The following is a 23,260-nucleotide window of genomic DNA, read 5'->3' as shown; positions in this document are numbered from 1 at the left end:
AATGCCATAGTTATGACTTTACTCGGTCTGATGATTCGCCGATTTTTCACTAATTAAGAAAAGTAGTCTGGGTGTTTACATGAAGGAGCCGCGATGACGAAACTGGAAGTATGCTGTTATAGCCTTGATTGTGCCATAACAGCAGCACAGTCTGGGGCTGACAGGATTGAACTCTGTGCCGGACAGCGAGAAGGCGGATTAACACCATCCTATGGTGTGCTGCGTGGTGCTCGTGAAAAGGTTACGATTCCTGTTCACCCGATTGTGCGCCCGAGAGGCGGCGATTTTTGCTACAGCGCGACGGAACTGGCTGCCATCAAATACGATATTGAGCAGATTCGCGAGATGGGGTTTCCCGGCGTCGTCGTCGGCGTGCTGAATGAGGAAGGGCACATTGATTTGCCCAAAATGCGCGAAATCATGGCGGTGGCCCAGGGAATGGCGGTGACTTTTCATCGCGCGTTCGATATGTGCCTGAATCCTTATATTGCGCTGGAACAGCTCACCGAGCTTGGCGTATCGCGCATATTGACCTCTGGGCAGCAGCAGACGGCGGAAAATGGGCTGCGGTTATTACGTGAACTAACACAGGCCAGTCGCGGTCCAATTATTATGGCGGGTTCCGGCGTGCGGTTGACTAACGTGCACAAATTTCAGCAGGCCGGTATCCGGGAACTGCACAGTTCTGCCGGTCAGTGGGCACCCTCTCCGATGCGCTACCGAAAAATCGGTGTGTCGATGTGTTCTGATACAGAATTCGACGAATTTAGCCAGTATTGCGTGGATGGCGATGTGGTAGCAGCAATGAAACGAGCGGTTAGCACGGATCGTGAAATGCAGTATGTATCATGACGTCAGGCATTTAATGGCGTGGTGATAGAGAGACAGCGTTGTTCTAAACACCACATCAGCATTCTTCAATTTTGCCGCGCAGCATACCCTTCGGTTTGCATGGCAAGTACCAGGCCCCAGCGTGTTGCTGGGGCTTTTTTTGTCGAGCGCAGTAATTTAGGGCTGGTAGATACCGGGTTTACGAGCAACCAGTACGGCTCGTACCGGTGCGGGGTAGCCTTCCACCGTTTTGGTCGGATCTTCAGGATCGAGGAATTCAGCCAGCGATTCTGTAATCATCCAGTCTGTCCGACGCTGCTCCTGCGTTGTCGTGGTGCAGACATCGACGACGCGGACATCAACAAATCCGCATTTCTCAAGCCATGTGGTCAAGGCCGCCGCGGAAGGGATGAAATACACATTGCGCATTTGCGCGTAGCGTTCTCCTGGCACCAGCACCTGGTTTTCATCGCCTTCAATGACGAGGGTTTCCAGCACCAGTTCGCCACCTTCCACCAGCTGATTCTTCAATTGCCACAGGTGATCGAGTGGGGAACGGCGGTGATACAGCACGCCCATCGAAAACACCGTGTCAAACGCAGCAAGTTCGGGGAGTTGCTCAATGCCGAGCGGCAGAACGTGCGCACGTTGATCGTTGCCGAGCAGTTTACGTACCGCTTCAAATTGACATAAAAACAGCTGCATAGGGTCAATGCCGACCGCCATCGTGGCGCCTTCACCGACCATCCGCCACAGGTGATAGCCACTGCCGCAGCCCACATCGAGAATCAGGCGGTTCTTCAGCGGGCTGATGTGCGGCAGAACGCGCTGCCATTTCCAGTCAGAACGCCATTCCGTATTGATATCCACGCCGTAAAGCGAAAAAGGGCCTTTGCGCCAGGGCATCAGATTACGTAACAGCTTCTCAATGCCTTCTCGCTGACCGACTGAAATATCGGGCTCCATGCGTGCTGTAACGCTGTCATTCAAATCCAGAGACGTTGGTGTTAGCGAGGGAAGATGTTCCAGCGAGTTAAACCAGTGTTTGAACTTACCGTGCAAGGATTCCTGTTGCCAACTGCTGAGCTGTGAAGGCAATGTGTTAAGCCAGTGGCTGAGCGGGCCTTTTGCGATTTGCTGATAAAAATTGCCGAAATCGATCACGCCTTTTCCTCTGCTTTCACGGCTAATAACGAACCAAAATTAAAACATTGAAACCAAACTTCGCTGTGCTCAAAACCGGCGCTTGCCAGCCGAGCTTTGTGGGCTTCTACCGAATCGGTCAGCATAACGTTTTCCAACATACTGCGTTTCTGACTGATTTCTAACTCGCTGTAGCCATTTGCTCGTTTGAAATCGAGGTGCATGTTGAACAGTAATTCGCCGACGTTTTTGTCCGTAAAATTGAATTTTTCAGAGAGGACGAGCACGCCGCCGGGATTGAGTCCCTGATAAATACGTTCGATGAGCACCTGTCGCTGGGAGGGTTCCAAAAACTGAAGCGTAAAGTTCAGCACCACCATCGACGCATTTTCGATATCAATGTTGAGGATATCGGCTTCTAGAATCTCGACGGGCGTATCGGAACGAAAAGCATCAATATGGCTGCGGCAGCGCTTTACCATGGCCGGAGAATTGTCTACCGCGATAATTTTGCAACCTGGAACATGGATATTGCGTCGCATGGACAGCGTCGCAGCACCCAGCGAGCATCCTAGATCGTAGACGTGGCTATCCGGGCGGACGAACCGTTCTGCCAACATGCCAATCATCGAGATGATGTTGGAATAGCCGGGTACAGAACGTTGGATCATATCGGGAAAGACGTCAGCAACGCGTTCGTCGAATGTCCAGTCGCCTAAATTAGCAATTGGCACAGAAAAAAGCATATCGCGGTTTGGCATGGCAGAAAGTGCACTGAGAGTGATAGTAATTAAAGAGGGCATATTCTAGCAGAATACACCGCGGCCTTCACCTTTCACATTGTGTAGACGTAGGGTGTGGACGAGGTTTTTGATTCTCGGACGCATACTGTCTGTGCGACCGAGAGAGGCTGCTGTCGTTCTTGTTTACACTATCAATATAGCGAGAAAACCAGATCCCAGGGGAGGTAATAGAGGTTTGCTGCGATCATCAGGATGAGCGAGGCATAGGTTGCCGCCATACCTGAGCGCCGCCAGCGAAATTCACGGTGCCGCAGGCCGTAGTAGTGAACTAAACGTCCGATAATCAATAAAATACCGCAAAAATGGATCATGATGACAAGGGCGCCGTTCATTTCCATCAGCACCAGCAGGATCGCCGCAATCGGGATATATTCCACCGCATTGCCATGCACTCGGATTGCGGTTTGCAATTCATAAAATCCGCCGTCGCCATAAGCCACGCGATACTGCATTCTGAGTTTCACAACATCAATCGACAGCTTTATCAACAAGATTGCGCCAAGCACGATATAGAGCGCACTTACCATGTTTTACTCCGTAACCTAACCGAAAACGGCTTGCAGAATAATAGCTTTACCTCACGCAACTGTCGCCTGTAAAGGTCGATTTTTTTAGCGGAAATACGTTGCGTTGCCAAATGGTTTATAACCAAACGGGCTAGCACCCTGCCAGGCTGATGGTTCAAAAGAGCGTCGCCTGCTGTGGCCAATCCGGCTGGGGCGGCAAGGCCGGGTCGATCTCGGCAAGCAGAGGCCAAAGCCGCTGCGCCAGCGGCGGGGCATCACCAATATCCGGTGTGTGAATGAAGAAGAAGGGATTGGCCTCGCGCCACTGCGGCAGCTTGTTACGCCATGATTCGAACCAGCGAAGATTTTCTTCCTGCGTTTCACTACCGATAAAGCGGATCAACGGCTGTGTAGCGGTGAGCACAGCGTGTACCGGCACGCGAGGTTTCTTACGTTGTGCTTCACGCATGGCTGCACTGTCTGGCGCGGCGTGATGAACCGGGCGGCTATCGAGAATCACACGGTTAATGTCGCGCTGCTGTAGCCCCTGATTCAGTGCGCGCTCTTCATCGCCTTTGGCAAAAAACAGCGGATGGCGCACTTCCACGCCGTAGCTAAACCCCTGCGGTAAGGCATCAAGAAAACGCCACAGAACAGGTAGCTGCGCGGGACCGAAGGCGGCAGGGAGCTGTAGCCAGAGCTGCCCGATGCGGTGTTCAATCGGTTCAAGACATTGATAAAAAAGGCCGACGTCGCTGTCACAGCTCTGCAAGGCGGCTTTATGGCTGATCGTTGAAGGAAATTTGAAGCAAAAGCGGAAATTGTCATTCGTCATATCACGCCAGCGCTCGACGACTTCGCGTGAAGGCAGTGCATAAAAGGTTGTATTACCTTCAACGCAGGTAAAGTAGCGGCTGTAGTCGGCAAGATCGTTTAACCCCAGCCGACTCCAAGCGGGATGCTGTCATTGCGGTAATCCGATGTACATCATCGCACCATCATGTCATTGAATCTCAAGCAGGATGACGGTGATTATCGCGTAATTGTCATGGCAGCGCGAGTGAACCGAGAGAAATCGTTTATAAAATCTCGTCCGCCCACTGTGTTGCTTCCATGATTAAGGTAAAGAAGCCTTTTTCATCAAGACCTAATTGCGTTAAAAGCGGTCTAAGTGCTTCCCATTCTTGCTGTTCATATTTAGCTATTACCCTCAGGTAAAGTGCGAATTCACCAGTATGCTCCAATAAACTCTGGTTAATTTTTTCCGATAGCGCGATTTGTGAAAGCAGTAGAGGCATTGGTAAATCTAATACGGCATCGAGCAGCGACAATAACCCGCACAAGAATGCCTCGGTGGTGTCCTCATTTACATTAAAAGAGGCATATAATAATTCAAAGAATCTGGCGCGAATTAAACTGGTTCGATAAAGCTCGTCGGGCTTATTGTCATTACTGTTGGCTATGCTGATTAAGGAAACAAAACGTTTAAGTTCCCGTTGCCCAAGTAACATCACCATAGAGCGGAACGACATTGAAGTTGCGGTAATGCCAAAACGGGTGTTGTATTTGATATTGGTAATATGGCGCATCAATTTATAATAAAGCGACAAATCGGCACACACCAATTCCTCGATCGTGGCATAGTTGATCTCCGGTTTATTGACTTCTCTTAGCAGCCTGATGGTGTTGTTAGAATTATTAATGAGTTTCTTCGATCTAATCATTTCAGGGTGACTGAAGAAATACCCTTGGAAAAGAGAAATACCGATTTTTTTGCTCTGCAAGTATTGCTCATGTGTTTCTACTTTTTCAGCCAGATACGCTAATTTATGCTGTGTGGTTCTGTGAATGAAATTTTCAATATCATTAAACGTCGACAAAGTTAAATCGAATTTGATGACATCAATATAAGGTAAAAAACGATCCCATGCTGAATTCATCGAGAAATCATCCAGTGCAAATCTGAAGCCTTTTCTTTTTAGCTTTTTTACGGCGACCAAGAGATCGTTGTTGGGGGGCGAATTTTCAAGAATTTCGATAACGACCTTTTCCTGTGGCAGGATTTCTGCCTGACCACTGATCAGCAACTGATGGGGAAAATTAATGTAGTAAGGCTGATCTTCAACCACGGATTTTGTCAACGGATTGGTTAAAAACTGATCGGAAATAAGCTGTGCGGTCGCAAATTCAGGGGTGACATCAGGAAATTTATTGGTGATGTCCATGCGAAAAAGGAGCTCATAGGCAACCGTTTGAAGATGGTTATTTAAAATGGGTTGACGGGCAACAAATGAATACATAGCTGTTCTCCATGTAAACCATACGCATTTGCCAGTAGTGGAAAGCGTTTTTATTAAAATTTTTATAAAAATCAGCAAGTATTCGGTAATTTTAGCAGGTTTTATTAAAAAGGAAGGTCGGTTTCCCTAAATCCTCACGCGAGACGTATTGATGAGTTCTGCGTCTTTGGGTTGATGGTTTAGGCTTTCTCTGGTGTTCAGTTTTGCAACAACTCTATGCCGATTAGTGAACATTCCGTTAACCGGAAAGGAAATTTCGTAAAAAGAGTAGGCGGGAGCGTCGCAGAGCGTTACCTTCATGCTTATCGTTCGGGCGAATATCCTTTATAATATCCGCCTTTTTTCACCGGACAGTAATCCAGAAAAACCATGCCGTGCAGCGAAAATGCCACTGTTTTGGCGCTGTGACCTACCGTGAAAAGTAGTCCATCGTGAAAACGTGTGAGCTGGCGGATGAGTAAAAGGACATCGTGATGCGTACTAATTATTGCGGGCAGTTGAATTCGTCCCATGTGGGCCAGGAAGTGACATTGTGCGGTTGGGTTAACCGCCGCCGCGATCTGGGTGGTTTGATTTTTATTGATATGCGTGACCGCGAAGGGCTGGTTCAGGTATTTTTTGACCCAGATCGTCAGGACGCATTTAAACTGGCATCCGAGTTGCGTAACGAGTTCTGCATCCAACTTACCGGTGTAGTGCGCGCCCGTCCAGAAAGCCAAATCAACAAAGATATGGCGACGGGTGAAGTCGAAATTTTTGCCAGCGCACTGACTATTGTTAACCGCTCAGAAGCGCTGCCGTTGGATTCCAACCAAACCAACACCGAAGAAGCTCGTCTCAAATACCGTTATCTGGATTTGCGCCGTCCTGAAATGGCCCAGCGCCTGAAAACGCGTGCACGCATCACCAGTTTTGTTCGCCGGTTTATGGATGAGCACGGTTTTCTGGATATCGAAACGCCGATGCTGACGAAAGCTACACCGGAAGGCGCGCGCGACTATCTGGTGCCAAGCCGTGTACATAAAGGCAAGTTTTATGCGCTGCCGCAGTCTCCACAACTGTTTAAACAATTGCTGATGATGTCCGGTTTTGATCGTTACTATCAGATCGTTAAATGCTTCCGCGACGAAGACTTGCGTGCTGACAGACAGCCAGAGTTCACCCAGATTGATGTGGAAACCTCTTTCATGACCGCGCCGCAGGTGCGTGAAGTGATGGAGAAACTGGTGCGTGAACTGTGGTTGGACGTGAAAGGCGTTGATCTGGGTGATTTCCCGATCATGACGTTCGCAGAAGCGATGCGCCGTTTCGGTTCCGACAAACCCGATCTGCGTAACCCGCTTGAGCTGGTTGACGTTGCCGATCTGGTGAAAGACATCGACTTTAAAGTGTTCTCCGGCCCAGCAAATGATGCCAAAGGCCGTGTTACCGCGATCCGTGTACCAGGCGGCGCGCAGCTGAGCCGTAAACAGATTGATGAATACGGTAAGTTTATTGAAATCTATGGTGCGAAAGGCTTGGCTTACATTAAGGTCAACGAGCGCGCCAAGGGGTTGGAAGGCGTTCAAAGCCCTGTCGCGAAATTCCTGAATGAAGACATGCTGTCTGCGCTGTTGGATCGTACAGCGGCACAAGATGGTGACATCTTATTCTTTGGTGCAGACAGCGCGAAAGTGGTGACCGATGCGCTGGGTGCGCTGCGTCTCAAGCTGGGCCGCGATCTGAACCTGACGAAGGAGAATAGTTGGGAACCGCTGTGGGTTGTCGATTTCCCAATGTTTGAGGAAGATGGTGAAGGCGGGTTGGCTGCGATGCACCATCCGTTTACTGCACCGCGTGACATGCTGCCTTCTGAATTGGCCGCCAACCCCGTTTCGGCGATCGCCAACGCCTATGACATGGTGATTAACGGTTATGAAGTGGGCGGTGGTTCCGTGCGTATTCACAACGGTGACATGCAGCAAACCGTGTTCAGCATTCTGGGTATTACCGAGCAAGAGCAGCGTGAGAAATTTGGCTTCCTGCTGGACGCGCTGAAATATGGTACGCCGCCGCATGCCGGTCTGGCGTTTGGTCTTGACCGCCTAGTGATGTTGCTGACGGGCACCGATAACATTCGTGATGTTATCGCCTTCCCGAAAACAACGGCAGCAGCGTGCCTGATGACGGAGGCGCCAAGTTTCGCCAACCCAGCTTCACTGGAAGAGCTTGCCATTGCGGTTGTCGTAAAAGGGAAAGCGGCTCAGGATGGAAAATCCGAGAACGAATAAGATGGTATATAAGCGACCCGTTTCGGTTCTGGTGGTGATCTATGCCCGCGACACCGGGCGGGTGCTGATGTTGCAGCGGCGTGACGATCCTGAATTTTGGCAGTCGGTAACCGGCAGCATAGAAGAAGGGGAAAGTGCGCCGTATGCCGCACAGCGTGAAGTCAAAGAAGAAGTTAACATTGATATATCCGCAGAAGCGTTATCACTCTTTGACTGTCAACGCTGTATTGAGTTTGAGCTATTTGCTCATTTGAGACGTCGCTATGCGCCGGGAGTAACGCACAATACCGAACACTGGTTTTGTCTGGCGTTACCTGCTGAGCGCGAGGTGCAGTTATCCGAGCACCTTGCTTACCAGTGGTTGGACGTGCCCCACGCGGCACAGTTGACCAAATCCTGGAGCAATCGGCAGGCGATTGAGGAATTTGTTATTTATCCGGCCTGAACAGGCTTTTTTCGGAGATTTTTATGGCAGGTCATAGTAAGTGGGCTAACACAAAGCATCGTAAAGCAGCACAGGACGCCAAACGCGGTAAAATCTTTACCAAGATTATCCGTGAACTGGTTACCGCAGCCCGTTTGGGCGGTGGCGATCCGGGGTCTAACCCACGTCTGCGCGCCGCGATCGATAAAGCCCTGTCCAACAACATGACGCGCGATACCCTGAACCGTGCGATTGCCCGTGGCGTCGGCGGTGACGAAGATGCCAACATGGAAACCATCATTTACGAAGGTTACGGCCCGGGCGGCACCGCTGTCATGGTGGAGTGCTTGAGTGATAACCGTAACCGTACCGTTTCCGAAGTACGCCATGCGTTTACAAAAACCGGTGGTAACCTGGGGACGGATGGTTCCGTTTCGTACCTTTTCACCAAGAAAGGCGTTATTTCTTACGCGCCAGGTCTGGATGAAGATGCGGTGATGGATGCGGCGCTGGAAGCGGGCGCGGACGATGTTGTGACGTATGACGACGGTGCGATTGACGTCTTCACGCCGTGGGAAACGTTCGGTAACGTGAAAGATGCGCTGGATGCGGCGGGTCTGAAAGCGGAGTCGGCTGAAGTCTCCATGATCCCGTCCACCAAAGCGGATATGGATGCGGAAACCGCGCCGAAACTGATGCGTCTCATCGACATGCTGGAAGATTGCGACGATGTGCAGGAGGTTTACCACAACGGTGAGATCTCCGATGAGGTGGCTGAACTGCTGTAATCGCAGGTCGGTCATGCAGAGTAGCAACGGCTATCCATACGGGCGAATCGGCGGAGCGGCACGATGACAATAATAGTCGGCATCGACCCCGGTTCGCGCGTGACGGGTTATGGCATTATCCGTCAGCAGGGACGTCATTTGACGTATCTCGGTAGCGGCTGTATTCGCACCGTGGTGGATGATATGCCCACGCGACTGAAGCTGATTTACGCTGGCGTCAGTGAAATCATCACGCAATTTCGCCCAGACTGTATGGCGATTGAGCAGGTTTTCATGGCGAAAAACCCAGATTCAGCTTTGAAACTGGGGCAGGCACGCGGTGTGGCGATTGTCGCGGGCGTGAACCAGGATCTGCCCGTGTTTGAATACGCTGCGCGTTTGGTTAAACAAACCGTGGTAGGGACGGGGGCGGCGGATAAAAAGCAGGTGCAGCATATGGTTCGCTCGTTGCTGAAACTGTCAGCTAGCCCACAGGCGGATGCTGCCGATGCGCTGGCGATAGCCATCACCCATTGCCACTTCAGTCAAAGCCTGCTGCGCACGTCGGCGGCGAAAGTGAACCCACTGGCAGGACGACTGCGCTGAAACAGGAGGCTGGATATTCATCCAGCCTTTTTTATGTTATATACTCGTCATACATCAAGCCATTCATTCCCTAAGTAAAAGGAAGCGCAACGTGATAGGTCGTCTCAGAGGCATTATCCTGGAAAAACAGCCGCCGCAGGTGCTGATAGAAGCTAACGGCGTGGGTTACGAAGTCCATATGCCGATGACGTGCTTTTACGAACTCCCTGAACTCAATCAGGAAGCGATTATCTTTACCCATTTCGTGGTTCGTGAAGATGCGCAACTGCTGTTCGGTTTTAACGATAAGCAGGAGAGGGCGCTGTTCCGTGAGCTGATTAAAGTGAATGGTGTTGGGCCGAAGCTGGCGCTGGCGATTCTCTCAGGCATGTCCGCGACGCAGTTTGTCAGCGCGGTTGAACGCGAAGAAATCGGTGCGCTGGTTAAGCTCCCTGGCGTCGGTAAAAAAACGGCGGAAAGGTTAGTCGTTGAAATGAAAGATCGCTTCAAGGGCTTGAGTGGCGATCTGTTCAATCCGGTCAGCGATATTCCGCTGGCGTCGCCTGCGAGTGTGGAGAGCCGCACCAGCGATCCTGAAGCGGAAGCCGCAGCAGCATTGGTTGCGTTGGGTTATAAACCACAGGAAGCTAGCCGCATGATTTCCAAGATTGCGCGTCCCGACGCTGACTGTGAAACCCTAATCAGGGATGCACTGCGCGCGGCGCTGTGAGGTATTCATGATAGAAGCCGATCGTTTAATTTCCGCTGACGCCGTTCCAGAAGAAGAGTTTCTTGACCGTGCGATGCGGCCTAAGCTGCTCACCGAATATGTGGGGCAGCCGCAGGTGCGTGAGCAGATGGAAATTTTTATTCAGGCGGCGCGCAAACGCGGGGATGCGCTGGATCATCTGCTCATTTTTGGCCCTCCCGGTTTGGGAAAAACGACATTGGCGAATATTGTCGCCAATGAGATGGGCGTGAATATGCGCACAACGTCGGGTCCGGTGCTGGAAAAAGCCGGTGATCTTGCCGCGCTGCTGACCAACCTTGAACCGCATGATGTGCTGTTCATCGATGAAATCCATCGTTTGTCGCCCGTTGTGGAAGAAGTGCTGTACCCAGCAATGGAAGATTATCAGTTGGATATCATGATCGGTGAAGGGCCTGCTGCTCGGTCGATCAAACTCGACTTACCGCCTTTTACGCTGATTGGTGCAACGACGCGTGCGGGCTCGTTAACCTCGCCGTTGCGCGATCGTTTCGGCATTGTGCAACGTCTGGAGTTTTATAACGTCACCGATCTCCAGTATATCGTTGGCCGCAGCGCACAGTGTTTAGGGCTGGATCTGACATCGGATGGGGCGCTTGAAGTGGCACGTCGTTCGCGCGGTACACCGCGTATTGCCAACCGCTTACTACGCCGGGTACGTGATTTTTCGGAGGTGAAGTCAGAAGGGGCAATTACCGGAACCGTGGCGATGCAGGCGCTGGATATGCTGGCGGTGGATACCGAAGGGTTTGACTACATGGACCGCAAGCTGCTGTTGGCGATCATCGATAAATTCATGGGTGGCCCCGTTGGGCTGGATAACTTAGCGGCCGCGATTGGCGAAGAACGCGAAACCATTGAAGACGTGTTGGAGCCGTTTCTGATTCAGCAAGGGTTCATTCAGCGTACGCCGCGCGGTCGGATGGCGACGCCGCATGCCTATCGGCACTTTGGCTTAACGCGCGAGGAGTAGCGTCATCTGCGCACGTTTCCCTACATTGCCCACGTTCAGGGAGACCATAGGGTCTCCCTGAGTTTATGAGACTAGAACCAAGCTTCCCACATTGCCCCAACGTTGAACGAATCGAGCGTCGTGTTGACGCCGGTGGTTGTCCGCGCGGTGTGTTTGTTATCCACTTTTCCGCCAGTGACATAGAAGCGCAACATCGGTCTGAATTCCGGTCCCATCGCGATCGAGACATTCTGGGAAAGCGTCAGTTTCCATCCTTTATTGTCACCCCCCTGACCATAATCTACGTGCTGATAGCCAGCTTCGAGCCAGGTGGAATGCACGTCATTCCAGAAATACATCGGGCGCACGATGGCATTATAGTTGCGACGATCGTCCTGACTTGCGGAGTCATTTGAGTAGTCGTGATAGGCCAGCAGGTATTCGACCTGCGTTTGCGGGGTAAATTTGTACTTACCTTCGAAGCTGGCGTAGAAAGTTTTCAGGTTGTTCGTTTTGTTGTAAACGCTGTTATCGGCATTATCCGAATAGCGGGTGATAAACTGATTGAGGCTATTTTTCCCCGTATGGCTCAGCACCGCGCCGCCTTGCCAGGCTTTCAGTCGCGCGTCGCTATCCACCGCTTTGGAATCAAAACCGTAGTTCGCGTACAGCGCAAGATCCAACGGCCCCAGCTTAATGCCATGCACTTTGGAGGTGAGCGCGTAATTGCCCTTATCGCCCGTGCCGGAACTGCCGGTACAGGTGATGCGTGACGGATTCGCATTATTCGTGATGACTTCAGGGTTACAGGATTCGACGGCCGCGACGGCCGCGACATCGAATTGAATGCCGCCGAGCTCAAAATTCTTTATCCCTGCGCCCTGACCGTCATGGTTCATCCAAAAGTAATCATTGATACCCTGCTGTGGACGCTGGTGGAAATCACGGCCGGCCCAGAGATAGGCATTTGGCTGAGAGGCAAAAAGGTTGGTGACGCCCGCATAGGCTTTTTTCAGGTTAACTTCGTCACCCCAATGGTCGATCATCACGACGACATCCCAGATTGCGCCGTTATCCCCCTTGAACGCTTTGGAAAGCTGGAATTCACCGCCATTGCCTTCGTTACCCAGACGACCCAGCGCGGAAGCCCCGTTATAGGAGCCATCGACCGCGACATATTTCTGGTCACCGCTCTGGAATTGCGCACCGTAGCGAGCATAGCCGGTAAAGTTGATGCCATAGGGGATCGCCATGTCAGGCGTCTTGGACGCATCCGGCGTGGTCAGCGGGTCGACCTGTTTACTGGCGATGGCATCTAATTTGGTCTGACGCTCCGCCAGCGCTTTTTCCACTGCCTGAGCAACGATGCGATCCAATTGCTCCTGAGTAATCATTTCTTGTGCGAATGCGGAACCGGAGCAAAGGGCAGCCAGCACCGCCAGCGTAACGGGCAGTTTTTTGGAATTTGTCATAGTCATCTCAATTCGGTAAGTTATTTTCAGACAATAACCATCCCGCTCTGATTAGCGTGAGTAATGGCACGACGCTCAGAACAAGGTGATTGTTATTTTTTTAACGGGTACAGCGTAATTAAATAACTGACGTAATCGACCCTCCCTATAAGGGTATTAAAATGAACTATTTTCTTTGGTATAGATGAATAATCTCTTCTGATAATTCGCGGGCGAGCAGGGATGTCATTAAATGGTCTTGAGCATGAACCATAATCAATGTCATCGGCTGTCTGGCTTCTCCTGCATCCTGTTCGATCAGTTGTGTCTGCATTTGGTGGGCTTTGCGCGCGTAACCATCGGCCTCCTTCAACAGATTCTTGGCTTCATCAATGTTGCCGTTACGCGCAGCGTGTAGCGCCTCAAAACACAGGCTGCGTGACTGCCCAGCATTGACGATAATTTCCATTACTGCATCTTCTAATGTAATCATCATATGACCTATTTTTATGCGAACGAATATTCGCAGCACGTATTTTCTATGCTGCGTTCTTAAATAGCATTCAGGCCAGTGAATATGAATAATAAAAATATCTCGACACTGAATGCGTTATTTTCCTTTTTATTTAATTTCTTTGGCGAGTTCTTTATTTATGCCATTAATTACTACTCACCGTTTTTGTCAGCGATAAATCACCCTGTATTTTTTGCTCCTCGGTTTTTATTAACGTCCGTTCGTAGGCGCGCAGAAACGGCAAATACATCAGTGCGGAAAATACCATGCACAGCAGGCACATAATTAGCGGGCTGAAACTCCAGTTTGCGGCCCACGATGCGCCAATGGGGGCCGGTGTTGTCCAGGGTGTGAGCGATACCACTTGCGCCAGCCACCCCATTCTGGTTGCGGTGTAAGCCAGTACGGCATTCACTATTGGGACGAAAACAAAGGGGAGGAATAACATCGGGTTCATGATGATGGGCGCGCCAAACATAATCGGTTCGTTAATGTTAAAGAAGCTCGGTACAACGCCCATTCGGCCGATGGTTCGTAACTGCGCTACCTTGCTACGTAACAGCAGGAAGGCCAGCGGCAGCGTCGAGCCGACGCCGCCAATCAATAGATAGTGATCCCAAAAGCCCTGTAAATAGATATGTGGCAAGACGTCGCCAGCCGCCAGCGCGGCCTGATTCACGGCCAGATTGGTCATCCAGAATGGGTTCATGATGCCGGTGACAATCAGCGAACCGTGGATCCCTGAGAACCAGAAAAGCTGGCACAGCAGCACGGACAGAAGAATGGCTGGCAGCGAGTCGGAGGCGGACACCAGCGGTGCCAGCAGGTGCATAATCGCTTCGGGAATGATCATGCCTGTTTTTGCTTCAATGAAAAGATTGAGCGGGTGCAGTGTCGCGACAATCACTAACACGGGAATGAGGATTTCAAACGAACGGGCGACCCCCGTCGGCACTTCTTTTGGCAAGCGGATGGTAATCTTGTGCTGCTTCAGCGCCGCATAAACACGGGTGGCGTAGATGGACGTCAGTAAGGCGGTGAAGATCCCTTGTCCTGACAGGTACTCGGTAGAAATTTTGTTATCGGCGTAAGGGGCGGCGACGAGCAGGAAAGCCATAAACGCCAATAGACCGGACATGACGGAGTCGAGATTAAGCTGTCGTCCCAGGCTGGCACCGACACCTACGGAGATGAAAAATGTCATTAGCCCCATACTCAGTTCGAAAGGCAGCATCAGCTGTGCGCGATAGGTGATAGAAAAATCGAGCCAAGTACGGGCAAATTCGACGGTGGTATCGGCGGAAAAGGGAGGGAAAATAAACACCAGCATAAATGAGCCGATGATCATAAAGGGGAGGGCAGCGGTAAAGCCATCGCGGATAGCGATCACATATTTTTGTTGTCCTAAACGCCCGGCCAGCGGGGTAATCGATTGTTCGATCGCAGCAATCGTTGATTGATATAAGGAACCCATGTGAACACCTTTCTTGTGTGTCGCCGCAGCAGCGGCAGATCGTCACCAAGTATGCTATCGCCACGTTTTATGCCGTGATGCATGGTATCTCAATATGTTACGGCGATATCGCGAATGGCCGCCTGTTATGAACGTGAGCCTATACCCATTACTTTTTCCGCAGCGGACCGCATTTTCTGCCAGGCAGAATGTAAAAAGTTATTGCCACGATGATTGGATATCATATGGAAACCGTTTTCCATGCAAAGAAAAGGGAAGTGTGATGGCGGTCAATGTGTGATGATTTCTGACGATATTAATTAGATTTACATCACATCTTAGGGGGAGAAATACTTATTGGATGTGAAACGGATAATCGGTTTCCATGCCGGATAGAAAGGGTTATACTGCCGGACAATACCACGCGCTGTTGGTGTTCAGAATTTTGGGTCGGATTTAGCGTTTTCCAGGGGAAAATGATGTCTACAATCAACGATGTATCGCGCTTGGCTGGGGTGTCTAAAGCCACAGTCTCTCGGGTGTTGAGCGGTTCACGCGGCGTAAAGGAAGCCAGCCGTCTCGCGGTGTTAAAAGCGGTTGATGAGCTTAAATATCGGCCGAACGTCATCGCTCAATCGCTGCTGAGTCAGTCAACGGGCTGTATTGGCGTCATTTGTGCTCAGGACAACATCAACCAGACGACTGGCTATCTTTACGCGCTGGAAAAACACTTTAGCCGGCATCAAAAGCATCTCTTGTTGCGGTTTGCCAGCAGCAGAGCAGAAGTCATGAGCGTGCTGGATGAACTGACCAGCGGCCTGTGCGATGACATCTTAATCATCGGCGCGCGTTTTCCGCTGAATCTGTCCGATAAGCACATCATTCTGATCGATTGCATGGAGACGGACACGGCGAACAGTCTGCAATTCGATCACGCTTTTGCCACAGAAACGGCGTGCAATTACCTGATCAGACAAGGAAGACGGCAAATCGCGCTGATTAATCCCGCCGCCAGCAGTTCCGCGGAACAGGTGCTCTTAGGGTATAAGCGGGCGCTGGAAAATAACTTTTTGCCGTTTAACCGTAACCTGATCTTTATGGATGCGTCTTCATCGTCGTCGGTGGCGCTGCAAGTATTACTCAATAACAGCACGACGCTGAACTTCAATGCATTGCTGGTGGCGGATGAGCTGGAAGCCAAGCGTGTTATTACGCAGCTTCAGGCGTTTAATAAGTCTGTGCCAAAAGACATCATGGTATTCAGTCTGGCGGGATCTCTCGATATTCCGGGCATTCCGGCGATACCGGCAATTGAATATTCGATGGATGCGGTGGCGGCGAGAATCGTGTCCTGGCTCAATGAGAAAACACAAGACGTGCTGGGTTCGTATGTCTTGCGGGGTGATTTAATCATTCCCGATATGGCGAACCGGCAATAAACGCGGTTCATCCACTGTCCAAAATATAAAGCCCTTCTGGTATAGATACTCAGAAGGGCTTTTCTTTTTAATTGTGCGTCTGGCTAGACGGGTTGCCGCTTAAGCAGGCTGACAATAAACAGCAACGAGGCGCACAGCACCACTGACGGCCCTGCTGGCGTGTTGTAGCCAGCCGAGAAGGCTAGGCCGCCCGTCACGGCAATCATGCCCACAATAATCGCGATACTCGCCATTTGTTCCGGCGTCCGCGCGAAGCGTCTGGCACTAGCGGCGGGAATAATCAGCAGTGAGGTAATGATCAGCGCACCAACAAATTTCATGGCAATACCGATTGTTAATGCGGTGGTCAGCATCAGGAGCAGCTTGGTGCGCTGTAGTTTCACGCCGTCGACGTGCGCCAACTCCGGGCTAATTGTCATCGAAAGCAGCGCGCGCCATTGCCAGCGCATAATGGCTACAACGACAATCACACCGCCACCGATGACCCACAGATCTTCTGTCGTGACGGAGAGCAAATCACCAAACAGGTAAGCCATCAGATCCACGCGCACGTTATTCATCAGGCTAACCACAACTAACCCCAGAGACAGGGCACTGTGTGCCATGATGCCGAGTAAGGTATCGACGGCCAGATAGGGACGCCGCTCCAGCCAGACCAGCCCCAGAGCCAGAATGAGTGTCACGGCGATGACGGCAGCAAACAGATTAATGTTCAGCAGCAGGCCGAAAGCGATGCCAAGTAAGGAGGCATGTGCCAGCGTATCGCCGAAGTAAGACATCCGCCGCCAGACGACGAAAGAACCGAGCGGACCTGCCGCAATAGCCAGTAATATTCCCGCCAGCCAACCGGGAAACAGCAGTTCGATCATGCGTCGTTTCCACCTTGTCTTTTTAGAATAATGCGTCCTTGTAGATCGTGACGATGATTGTGATGGTGGCGATAAATCGCCAATTGCTCCGCGCCGCGGTGGCCAAACATCGCTAAAAATTCGGGATGAAGGGAAACGACTTCTGGCGTACCGGAGCAGCAAACATGTTGATTAAGGCACAGGACTTCATCAGTTTTTGCCATTACCAAATGCAGATCGTGCGAGACCATTAACACGCCGCAGTGGAATTCCTGCCGCAGTTGGTTAATGAGATCGTACAGAGCGAGTTGCCCATTGACGTCGACACCCTGTGTCGGCTCATCCAGCACCAGAAGCTGAGGCTGGTTGAGCAGTGCGCGTGCTAATAGCACGCGTTGGTTTTCGCCGCCGGAAAGTTTCTGCATCGGCTGTTCCAGCAGGTGTGCCGCTTGTACGCGCTTAAGGGCAGGTAAAATATCCTGCTTTTTCACGCCAGGACGCAGTTGCATAAAGCGACTGACGGTCAACGGCAGCGTGGTATCCAGATGCAGCTTCTGCGGAACGTAGCCGATACGCAGTGCGGGCTCCCGAGTCAGCGAACCGGAAGTGGGGGACAGTAACCCCAGAACGACGCGCACCAGTGTCGATTTCCCTGCGCCATTCGGCCCCAGCAACGTCAGGATTCGACCTGCCTGCAAGGTAAGAGAAATATCTGACAAGACCTTTCGGCTGCCAAATGTAACGGAAATATTATTAAGTGATACCAATGTGGACATATAATTCGGCTTGCACAACCCATGTAACGTTATATTATAACAGGCAATACGATAAAAATCGATGGGAGCGATTTTCATGCAGCAATCTATTCAACAAAAAAAAGCTATTCAGCAAAAAAAATGGTTAAAAAGTGTGTTTGTTGCCAGCGCGCTATTCGCGAGCGGGATGTCAATTAGTGCGGCATCCGCGGCGGTTATTACGTCAATTCGTCCTTTGGGATTCATTGCGTCGGCGATTGCCGATGGCGTAACGCCAACGGAGATTTTGTTACCTGATGGCGCATCGCCCCATGATTATGCCTTGCGCCCGTCTGATGTCCAGCGTTTACAGTCCGCCGATCTGGTGATTTGGGTTGGGCCGGAAATGGAAGCCTTCCTTGGAAAACCGTTAGCGAAAATTCCACCCGCAAAGCAGATTGCACTTTCCGAGTTGCCTGACATTAAATCTGAGCTGGAAAAAGAGGCTGGGCACGATCATGAGAGTGAGCATGAACAGGCGCATAATGACCATGAGAAAGGCCATGATCACAGCCATGCCGCCCATGATGACGGCGACGATGGCCACCATCATGGCGAATTCAATATGCATATTTGGCTGTCGCCGGAGATGACAAAACAGGCGGCAATTGCCATTCATGCAAAATTATTGGAACTTATGCCTCAGAATAAGGACAAACTAGACGCGAATCTGCTTTATTTCACGGATAAAATCGCGCAAGCAGATGAAAAAATTGTTAAGATGCTAGCGCCAGTGCAGGGTAAAGGCTATTTCGTGTTCCATGATGCCTATGGCTATTTTGAGAAACACTACGGATTAAGCCCCTTGGGTTACTTCACGGTTAACCCCGAAATCCAACCTGGAGCACAGCGTTTACATCAAATACGAACACAGTTGGTTGAGCAGAAAGCCGTATGCATTTTTGCTGAACCACAATTCAGGCCAGCCGTTATTAATGCTGTTGCCAAAGGAACCGACGTGCGCTCGGGTGTGCTCGATCCATTGGGAAGCAATATTGCGCTGGGTAGAGATAGCTATGCCGATTTCTTGTTGCAGCTATCGAACCAGTATGTGAGCTGTCTGGAGGAAAAATCATGAGGATACGAATAAGTGCAGCAGATAGTCCGAACTATCGCTCTGGCGTATAACAGCTTACCTCGGCCCCATCGCGTCATGCTGGGGTCGCTTACCGTTGTGACATTGGCCGTTGCTGTTTGGCGGCCTTTTGTTTATCCCCACGTCGATGATGCTCCAGTGATCGTGAAAGATATCGATCTGGAAACCAACCAACTCCGTACGCTGACGCCAGAAGCCAGTGAACCGATAGACCAGCCCTCGCCAGATGACGATATTCCACAAGATGAGCTGGATGATAAAGTTGCTGATGAAGGCAGTTCACATGAGTATGTGGTGTCTACGGGCGATACCTTAAGCAGCATTTTGACGCAATATGGTATTGATATGACGGACGTTACCCAACTCGCCGATCAGAATAAAGATTTGCGTAACCTGAAAATTGGTCAGCAAATTTCATGGTCACTGGGTGAAAATGGCGATCTGCAAAGCCTGACCTGGCAGATGTCTCGCCGTGAAACGCGCATTTATGAGCGCGTCGGTGACGATTTCAAAGAACGTATTGAAACGCTGAAAGGTGAGTGGCGTAACAGCGTTCTGAATGGCCGAGTCACGGGTAGTTTTGTTAGCAGTGCGCAAAATGCCGGTTTGACCAGCGCAGAAGTGCGTGACGTCATCAAAGCGCTGCAATGGCAACTGGATTTCCGTAAGTTACGTAAGGACGACACGTTTTCTGTTTTGATGTCTCGCGAAATACTCGATGGTAAAAGTGAACAGAGTGAGCTGATTGGCGTTCGTTTGAATACCGGAGGCAAAGATTATTACGCCATTCGTGCTGAAGACGGAAAATTCTACGACCGTGAAGGTTCTGGGTTGACGCGTGGCTTTATGCGCTTCCCTACGATGAAACAATTCCGTGTTTCCTCCAACTTTAATCCGCGCCGTTTGAACCCAGTGACAGGTCGCGTTGCGCCGCATAAAGGTGTCGACTTTGCTATGCCAGTCGGTACACCGGTTCTGGCCGTCGGAGACGGTGAAGTCGTAATTGCGAAACGCAGTGGCGCGGCGGGTAACTATGTTGTCATCCGTCATGGTCGTCAGTACACCACTCACTTTATGCACTTGAATCGTATATTGGTGAAATCCGGTCAGAAAGTGAAACGTGGCGATCGTATCGGGTTGTCTGGAAACACGGGGCGTTCAACCGGCCCGCACCTGCATTATGAGTTCTGGATTAACCAGCAGGCAGTAAACCCGTTAACAGCTAAACTGCCGCGTTCTGAAGGACTTGCGGGTAAAGAGCGTCGTGATTATCTGGCGCAGGTGAAAGAAGTCGTGCCGCAGCTTAAGTTTGATTAACGATATCGACTGCATGTTATGCCGGTGGCTTGCTGCCGGCATTTTCATTTATAAAACAGGTTCATGTTATAGAACGCGGCCTCCTGATTTTTGTTGCTAAGCGGGCGAGTTTTTACGTATTGTCGCGAGTTTGCTAAACGCTAAGCGGCAACTATGATGATGTTTACTGATTGATCTGAAGAGTTTAGGCATGGAAAAAGAAAAAAAATCGAACGCTGAATTTGTTCCCCAGTTTCAACGCGCCTTTTTTCATCCGCGCTATTGGGGCGTTTGGTTAGGTGTTGGCGTAATGGCTCTCGCCGCCTATGTTCCGGCGCGATTGAGAAATCCGGTGTTGGGTGGGTTAGGGCGTTTTGTCGGGAGAATATCAAAAGGCGCCCGCCGCCGTGCCCGTATTAACCTGCTGTATTGCATGCCGGAGTTAACGGAAGCACAGCGTGAAACCATCATCGATGACATGTTTGCGACAGCGCCTCAGTCGATGATCATGATGGTGGAAGTCGGGATTCGTAACCCAAAGAAAATCGAGAAATATGTTCGCTGGCACGGTGAAGACATTCTGGATCGTATTAAAGAACAAGATAAGAACGTGATCTTTTTGGTGCCGCACGGATGGGGCGTCGATATTCCGGCGATGCTACTGACTTCGCGCGGGCAGCGTATGGCAGCCATGTTCCACAATCAGAAAAATGCGCTGGTGGATTATTGGTGGAATCGGTTACGCCGTCGCTTTGGCGGTCGTATCCATGCGCGTAACGACGGCATTAAGCCGTTTATTAGTTCCGTGCGTTCTGGGTGCTGGGGCTATTACCTTCCCGATCAGGATCACGGCCCTGAACACAGCGAATTTGTTGATTTCTTTTCGACTTATAAAGCCACGCTGCCTGCCGTCGGACGGCTTATGAAAGTATGCCGTGCTGATATCATTCCGCTGTTTCCGGTGTATAACGCGAAAGACGGCTGTCTGGATGTGTTTATTCGCCCGCCTATGAATGATTTAGCTGAAGCAGATGATGCCTATATTGCTCGACGCATGAATGAAGAGGTGGAAATTCTGGTCAGGCCGAATCCTGAGCAGTACACCTGGATTCTGAAATTGTTGAAAACCCGTAAACCGGGTGAGATTGAACCGTACTGTCGGGATGATTTATACCGCAACTAGTTTATACCCGTCATATTTCAAGCTGCTTGTGCGTTGGCTGTCCTTACTCACTGGCCGCATAGATAAAAAAGCCGGTCGAGAGATCGTCCGGCTTTTTACTGAAATAAACCATCTGCCTGCTAGCTGACGGCTATGGCAAAGATTATTCCACGCGCAGGATGCGGATCGTGTTAGTCGTGCCTACGGTGCCCATGATGTCGCCCTGTGTGACGATAACCAGATCTCCAGACATCAGGAATCCTTTATCGCGCAGGCGAATCACCGCATCGTTAGCGGCAGCCACGCCATCCGTGTAGCTATCGAAATGCACCGGAGTGACGCCACGATATAATGCCGTCAGGTTCAGCGTTTGTTCATGACGAGACATGGCAAAAATCGGCAATCCGGAACTGATACGAGACATCATCAGCGCGGTACGGCCTGACTCCGTCATAGCGATCAGCGCCGTTACCCCTTTCAGGTGATTGGCGGCATACATCGCAGACATCGCGACGGATTCTTCCGTGTTATCAAACTGCACATCAAGGCGGTGTTTGGAGACATTGATGCTTGGGATTTTCTCCGCGCCTAAACAAACTTTCGCCATGGCGGCGACGGTTTCGGCCGGATATTGACCCGCAGCGGTCTCTGCCGACAGCATGACCGCATCGGTACCGTCTAGCACGGCGTTGGCGACGTCCATCACCTCTGCGCGCGTTGGCATCGGGTTGGTGATCATCGATTCCATCATCTGCGTGGCGGTAATGACCGCTCGGTTCAACTGACGGGCGCGACGAATCAATTTCTTCTGAATGCCCACCAGCTCTGGATCGCCGATTTCAACGCCCAGATCGCCCCTCGCCACCATCACCACATCGGAAGCCAGAATAATGTCATCCATCGCGGCATCTGAGCAGACGGCTTCAGCACGTTCAACTTTTGATACGATCTTGGCATGACAGCCCGCATCGCGCGCGAGGCGGCGTGCGTAGTTGAGGTCTTCACCAGTACGGGGGAAAGAGACGGCCAGATAGTCGACGCCAATTTTTGCAGCAGTAATAATGTCGGCTTTATCTTTTTCCGTCAGGGCTTCAGCAGACAGACCGCCGCCGAGTTTATTGATGCCTTTGTTGTTGGACAGCGGGCCGCCAACGGTGACTTCGGTATACACTTTCAGGCCTTCAACCTGAAGCACTTTCAGTTGTACACGACCATCATCCAGTAACAGGATATCGCCAGGTACGACGTCGCTCGGTAAGCCTTTGTAATCGATCCCAACTTTTTCTTTATCGCCTTCGCCTTTCGCTAAGTTGGCATCCAGCAAGAATTTGTCGCCGACATTCAGGAAAATTTTACCTTCTTTGAAGGTAGAAACACGAATTTTTGGACCCTGTAGATCGCCAAGAATGGCAACGTGGCGGCCCAATTTAGCCGCAATTTCACGAACTTTGTTGGCACGTAATAGATGATCTTCTGGTGTGCCGTGAGAAAAATTCATGCGTACTACGTTAGCGCCCGCACTGATAATCTTTTCGAGATTATTATCGCGGTCGGTAGCGGGCCCCAGGGTGGTGACAATCTTGGTTCTTCTGAGCCGTCTGGACATGTATAACTCCGTTCACTTGTGAAGCTGTAGTGTTGCGATTAAGCGTCGAATAACGGTGCAAAATGTCACTTTACAACAAAACTATTTCACCTGCGTTATCCGAACATCGTGTTGAGTCTGATTATCATACTGTACAGGTAATCCCCGTCATCTTTCCATGCCCGTACTCTCTGACCATATCAAGATGAAGCGGGTAGATGATACCGCTCATTTTTCATTACCCGTCATACTTCAAGTTGCATGTGCGTTGG

At 50.8% G+C, this 23,260-nt stretch carries 21 protein-coding genes and 1 pseudogene; 11 read left to right on the top strand and 11 right to left on the bottom strand.

What is annotated here, in order from left to right:
- Window positions 1-93: 93 nt before the first annotated feature.
- Window positions 94-852, top strand: a complete 759-nt coding sequence (gene cutC / locus H0247_RS03070) for a copper homeostasis protein CutC (protein ID WP_180741190.1) — start codon at window positions 94-96, stop codon at window positions 850-852.
- A 156-nt stretch (window positions 853-1,008) separates the two neighbouring features.
- Here the strand turns inward: cutC and cmoB are convergent, their stop codons facing one another.
- The 5 genes and pseudogenes from cmoB to H0247_RS03045 all read right to left on the bottom strand — a co-directional run bounded on the left by cmoB (window position 1,009) and on the right by H0247_RS03045 (window position 5,583).
- A complete protein-coding gene (cmoB, locus tag H0247_RS03065; RefSeq protein ID WP_180741189.1) occupies window positions 1,009-1,995 on the bottom strand; it encodes a tRNA 5-methoxyuridine(34)/uridine 5-oxyacetic acid(34) synthase CmoB in 987 nt (328 codons plus the stop codon).
- On the bottom strand, window positions 1,992-2,735 hold the full coding sequence (cmoA, locus tag H0247_RS03060) for a carboxy-S-adenosyl-L-methionine synthase CmoA (protein WP_180741442.1): 744 nt from the start codon (window positions 2,733-2,735) through the stop codon (window positions 1,992-1,994). The genes cmoB and cmoA overlap by 4 nt, the downstream gene beginning before the upstream one ends.
- A 173-nt stretch (window positions 2,736-2,908) precedes the next feature.
- Window positions 2,909-3,304: an MAPEG family protein gene (locus H0247_RS03055; RefSeq protein ID WP_180741188.1), complete on the bottom strand. Its 396-nt coding sequence runs from the start codon at window positions 3,302-3,304 to the stop codon at window positions 2,909-2,911.
- A gap of 154 nt (window positions 3,305-3,458) precedes the next feature.
- Window positions 3,459-4,271, bottom strand: a pseudogene (locus H0247_RS03050) (DUF72 domain-containing protein).
- A 91-nt stretch (window positions 4,272-4,362) separates the two neighbouring features.
- Window positions 4,363-5,583, bottom strand: a complete 1,221-nt coding sequence (locus H0247_RS03045; RefSeq protein ID WP_180741187.1) for an EAL and HDOD domain-containing protein — start codon at window positions 5,581-5,583, stop codon at window positions 4,363-4,365.
- 473 nt (window positions 5,584-6,056) lie between these two features.
- On the opposite strand from H0247_RS03045, the gene aspS reads away from it, so the two are divergent.
- From aspS to ruvB, 6 genes are all read left to right on the top strand, one after another.
- On the top strand, window positions 6,057-7,853 hold the full coding sequence (aspS, locus tag H0247_RS03040; RefSeq protein ID WP_180741186.1) for an aspartate--tRNA ligase: 1,797 nt from the start codon (window positions 6,057-6,059) through the stop codon (window positions 7,851-7,853).
- 1 nt (window position 7,854) lies between these two features.
- Window positions 7,855-8,298, top strand: a complete 444-nt coding sequence (gene nudB, locus H0247_RS03035) for a dihydroneopterin triphosphate diphosphatase (protein ID WP_010275904.1) — start codon at window positions 7,855-7,857, stop codon at window positions 8,296-8,298.
- Window positions 8,299-8,321: 23 nt separating this feature from the next.
- Window positions 8,322-9,065 (top strand): YebC/PmpR family DNA-binding transcriptional regulator, encoded by a 744-nt coding sequence (locus H0247_RS03030; protein ID WP_015840062.1) that lies wholly within the window; start codon window positions 8,322-8,324, stop codon window positions 9,063-9,065.
- A gap of 63 nt (window positions 9,066-9,128) precedes the next feature.
- Window positions 9,129-9,650, top strand: a complete 522-nt coding sequence (gene ruvC / locus H0247_RS03025; RefSeq protein WP_039496035.1) for a crossover junction endodeoxyribonuclease RuvC — start codon at window positions 9,129-9,131, stop codon at window positions 9,648-9,650.
- A 91-nt stretch (window positions 9,651-9,741) separates the two neighbouring features.
- Window positions 9,742-10,359, top strand: a complete 618-nt coding sequence (gene ruvA / locus H0247_RS03020; protein WP_180741185.1) for a Holliday junction branch migration protein RuvA — start codon at window positions 9,742-9,744, stop codon at window positions 10,357-10,359.
- A gap of 7 nt (window positions 10,360-10,366) precedes the next feature.
- Entirely contained in the window at window positions 10,367-11,371 is a 1,005-nt protein-coding gene (gene ruvB / locus H0247_RS03015) for a Holliday junction branch migration DNA helicase RuvB (protein WP_180741184.1), read from the top strand.
- A 71-nt stretch (window positions 11,372-11,442) separates the two neighbouring features.
- Here ruvB and H0247_RS03010 read toward each other — a convergent pair whose 3' ends face one another.
- From H0247_RS03010 to H0247_RS03000, 3 genes are all read right to left on the bottom strand, one after another.
- A complete protein-coding gene (locus H0247_RS03010) occupies window positions 11,443-12,822 on the bottom strand; it encodes a carbohydrate porin (protein WP_180741183.1) in 1,380 nt (459 codons plus the stop codon).
- A 166-nt stretch (window positions 12,823-12,988) separates the two neighbouring features.
- On the bottom strand, window positions 12,989-13,294 hold the full coding sequence (locus H0247_RS03005) for a PTS lactose/cellobiose transporter subunit IIA (protein WP_180741441.1): 306 nt from the start codon (window positions 13,292-13,294) through the stop codon (window positions 12,989-12,991).
- Between the two features lie 166 nt (window positions 13,295-13,460).
- Window positions 13,461-14,789 (bottom strand): PTS sugar transporter subunit IIC, encoded by a 1,329-nt coding sequence (locus tag H0247_RS03000; RefSeq protein ID WP_180741182.1) that lies wholly within the window; start codon window positions 14,787-14,789, stop codon window positions 13,461-13,463.
- A gap of 458 nt (window positions 14,790-15,247) precedes the next feature.
- Here H0247_RS03000 and H0247_RS02995 point away from each other — a divergent pair, with 458 nt between their 5' ends.
- Window positions 15,248-16,207, top strand: coding sequence for a LacI family DNA-binding transcriptional regulator (locus tag H0247_RS02995; protein ID WP_180741440.1), 960 nt, complete (start codon window positions 15,248-15,250; stop codon window positions 16,205-16,207).
- Between the two features lie 83 nt (window positions 16,208-16,290).
- On the opposite strand, the gene znuB is transcribed toward H0247_RS02995, so the two are convergent.
- Window positions 16,291-17,076: a zinc ABC transporter permease subunit ZnuB gene (gene znuB, locus H0247_RS02990; protein ID WP_180741181.1), complete on the bottom strand. Its 786-nt coding sequence runs from the start codon at window positions 17,074-17,076 to the stop codon at window positions 16,291-16,293.
- Window positions 17,073-17,831 (bottom strand): zinc ABC transporter ATP-binding protein ZnuC, encoded by a 759-nt coding sequence (gene znuC / locus H0247_RS02985; protein WP_180741180.1) that lies wholly within the window; start codon window positions 17,829-17,831, stop codon window positions 17,073-17,075. The genes znuB and znuC overlap by 4 nt, the downstream gene beginning before the upstream one ends.
- A gap of 76 nt (window positions 17,832-17,907) precedes the next feature.
- On the opposite strand from znuC, the gene znuA reads away from it, so the two are divergent.
- From znuA to lpxM, 3 genes are all read left to right on the top strand, one after another.
- The gene (gene znuA / locus H0247_RS02980; protein WP_180741179.1) at window positions 17,908-18,927 is read left to right on the top strand and encodes a zinc ABC transporter substrate-binding protein ZnuA; all 1,020 of its coding nucleotides are present in this window, start codon (window positions 17,908-17,910) and stop codon (window positions 18,925-18,927) included.
- A 12-nt stretch (window positions 18,928-18,939) separates the two neighbouring features.
- A complete protein-coding gene (mepM, locus tag H0247_RS02975) occupies window positions 18,940-20,262 on the top strand; it encodes a murein DD-endopeptidase MepM (RefSeq protein WP_180741178.1) in 1,323 nt (440 codons plus the stop codon).
- 190 nt (window positions 20,263-20,452) lie between these two features.
- Window positions 20,453-21,424, top strand: coding sequence for a lauroyl-Kdo(2)-lipid IV(A) myristoyltransferase (gene lpxM, locus H0247_RS02970; RefSeq protein WP_180741177.1), 972 nt, complete (start codon window positions 20,453-20,455; stop codon window positions 21,422-21,424).
- A gap of 142 nt (window positions 21,425-21,566) precedes the next feature.
- Here lpxM and pyk read toward each other — a convergent pair whose 3' ends face one another.
- Complete coding sequence (pyk, locus tag H0247_RS02965; RefSeq protein WP_180741176.1) at window positions 21,567-23,009, bottom strand: pyruvate kinase; 1,443 nt, start codon at window positions 23,007-23,009, stop codon at window positions 21,567-21,569.
- Between the last annotated feature and the right edge of the window lie 251 nt (window positions 23,010-23,260).

Origin of the sequence: Pectobacterium sp. CFBP8739 (genome assembly GCF_013449375.1) — a bacterium.
Lineage (GTDB): Bacteria > Pseudomonadota > Gammaproteobacteria > Enterobacterales > Enterobacteriaceae > Pectobacterium.
The sequence above is the reverse complement of the archived record's forward strand: the minus strand, read 5'-3'. Positions and strand labels throughout refer to the sequence as shown.

Bases quoted from the DNA above. Each gene is read 5' to 3' on its own strand.
- ruvB (WP_180741184.1), top strand. From the start codon at position 10,367: ATGATAGAAGCCGATCGTTTAATTTCCGCTGACGCCGTTCCAGAAGAA.
- nudB (WP_010275904.1), top strand. From the start codon at position 7,855: ATGGTATATAAGCGACCCGTTTCGGTTCTGGTGGTGATCTATGCCCGC.
- ruvC (WP_039496035.1), top strand. From the start codon at position 9,129: ATGACAATAATAGTCGGCATCGACCCCGGTTCGCGCGTGACGGGTTAT.
- znuC (WP_180741180.1), bottom strand. From the start codon at position 17,831: ATGTCCACATTGGTATCACTTAATAATATTTCCGTTACATTTGGCAGC.
- pyk (WP_180741176.1), bottom strand. From the start codon at position 23,009: ATGTCCAGACGGCTCAGAAGAACCAAGATTGTCACCACCCTGGGGCCC.
- H0247_RS03000 (WP_180741182.1), bottom strand. From the start codon at position 14,789: ATGGGTTCCTTATATCAATCAACGATTGCTGCGATCGAACAATCGATT.
- lpxM (WP_180741177.1), top strand. From the start codon at position 20,453: ATGGAAAAAGAAAAAAAATCGAACGCTGAATTTGTTCCCCAGTTTCAA.
- H0247_RS03030 (WP_015840062.1), top strand. From the start codon at position 8,322: ATGGCAGGTCATAGTAAGTGGGCTAACACAAAGCATCGTAAAGCAGCA.
- aspS (WP_180741186.1), top strand. From the start codon at position 6,057: ATGCGTACTAATTATTGCGGGCAGTTGAATTCGTCCCATGTGGGCCAG.
- cmoA (WP_180741442.1), bottom strand. From the start codon at position 2,735: ATGCCAAACCGCGATATGCTTTTTTCTGTGCCAATTGCTAATTTAGGC.
- znuB (WP_180741181.1), bottom strand. From the start codon at position 17,076: ATGATCGAACTGCTGTTTCCCGGTTGGCTGGCGGGAATATTACTGGCT.
- H0247_RS03055 (WP_180741188.1), bottom strand. From the start codon at position 3,304: ATGGTAAGTGCGCTCTATATCGTGCTTGGCGCAATCTTGTTGATAAAG.
- H0247_RS03045 (WP_180741187.1), bottom strand. From the start codon at position 5,583: ATGTATTCATTTGTTGCCCGTCAACCCATTTTAAATAACCATCTTCAA.
- znuA (WP_180741179.1), top strand. From the start codon at position 17,908: ATGCAGCAATCTATTCAACAAAAAAAAGCTATTCAGCAAAAAAAATGG.
- cutC (WP_180741190.1), top strand. From the start codon at position 94: ATGACGAAACTGGAAGTATGCTGTTATAGCCTTGATTGTGCCATAACA.
- H0247_RS02995 (WP_180741440.1), top strand. From the start codon at position 15,248: ATGTCTACAATCAACGATGTATCGCGCTTGGCTGGGGTGTCTAAAGCC.
- H0247_RS03010 (WP_180741183.1), bottom strand. From the start codon at position 12,822: ATGACAAATTCCAAAAAACTGCCCGTTACGCTGGCGGTGCTGGCTGCC.
- H0247_RS03005 (WP_180741441.1), bottom strand. From the start codon at position 13,294: ATGATTACATTAGAAGATGCAGTAATGGAAATTATCGTCAATGCTGGG.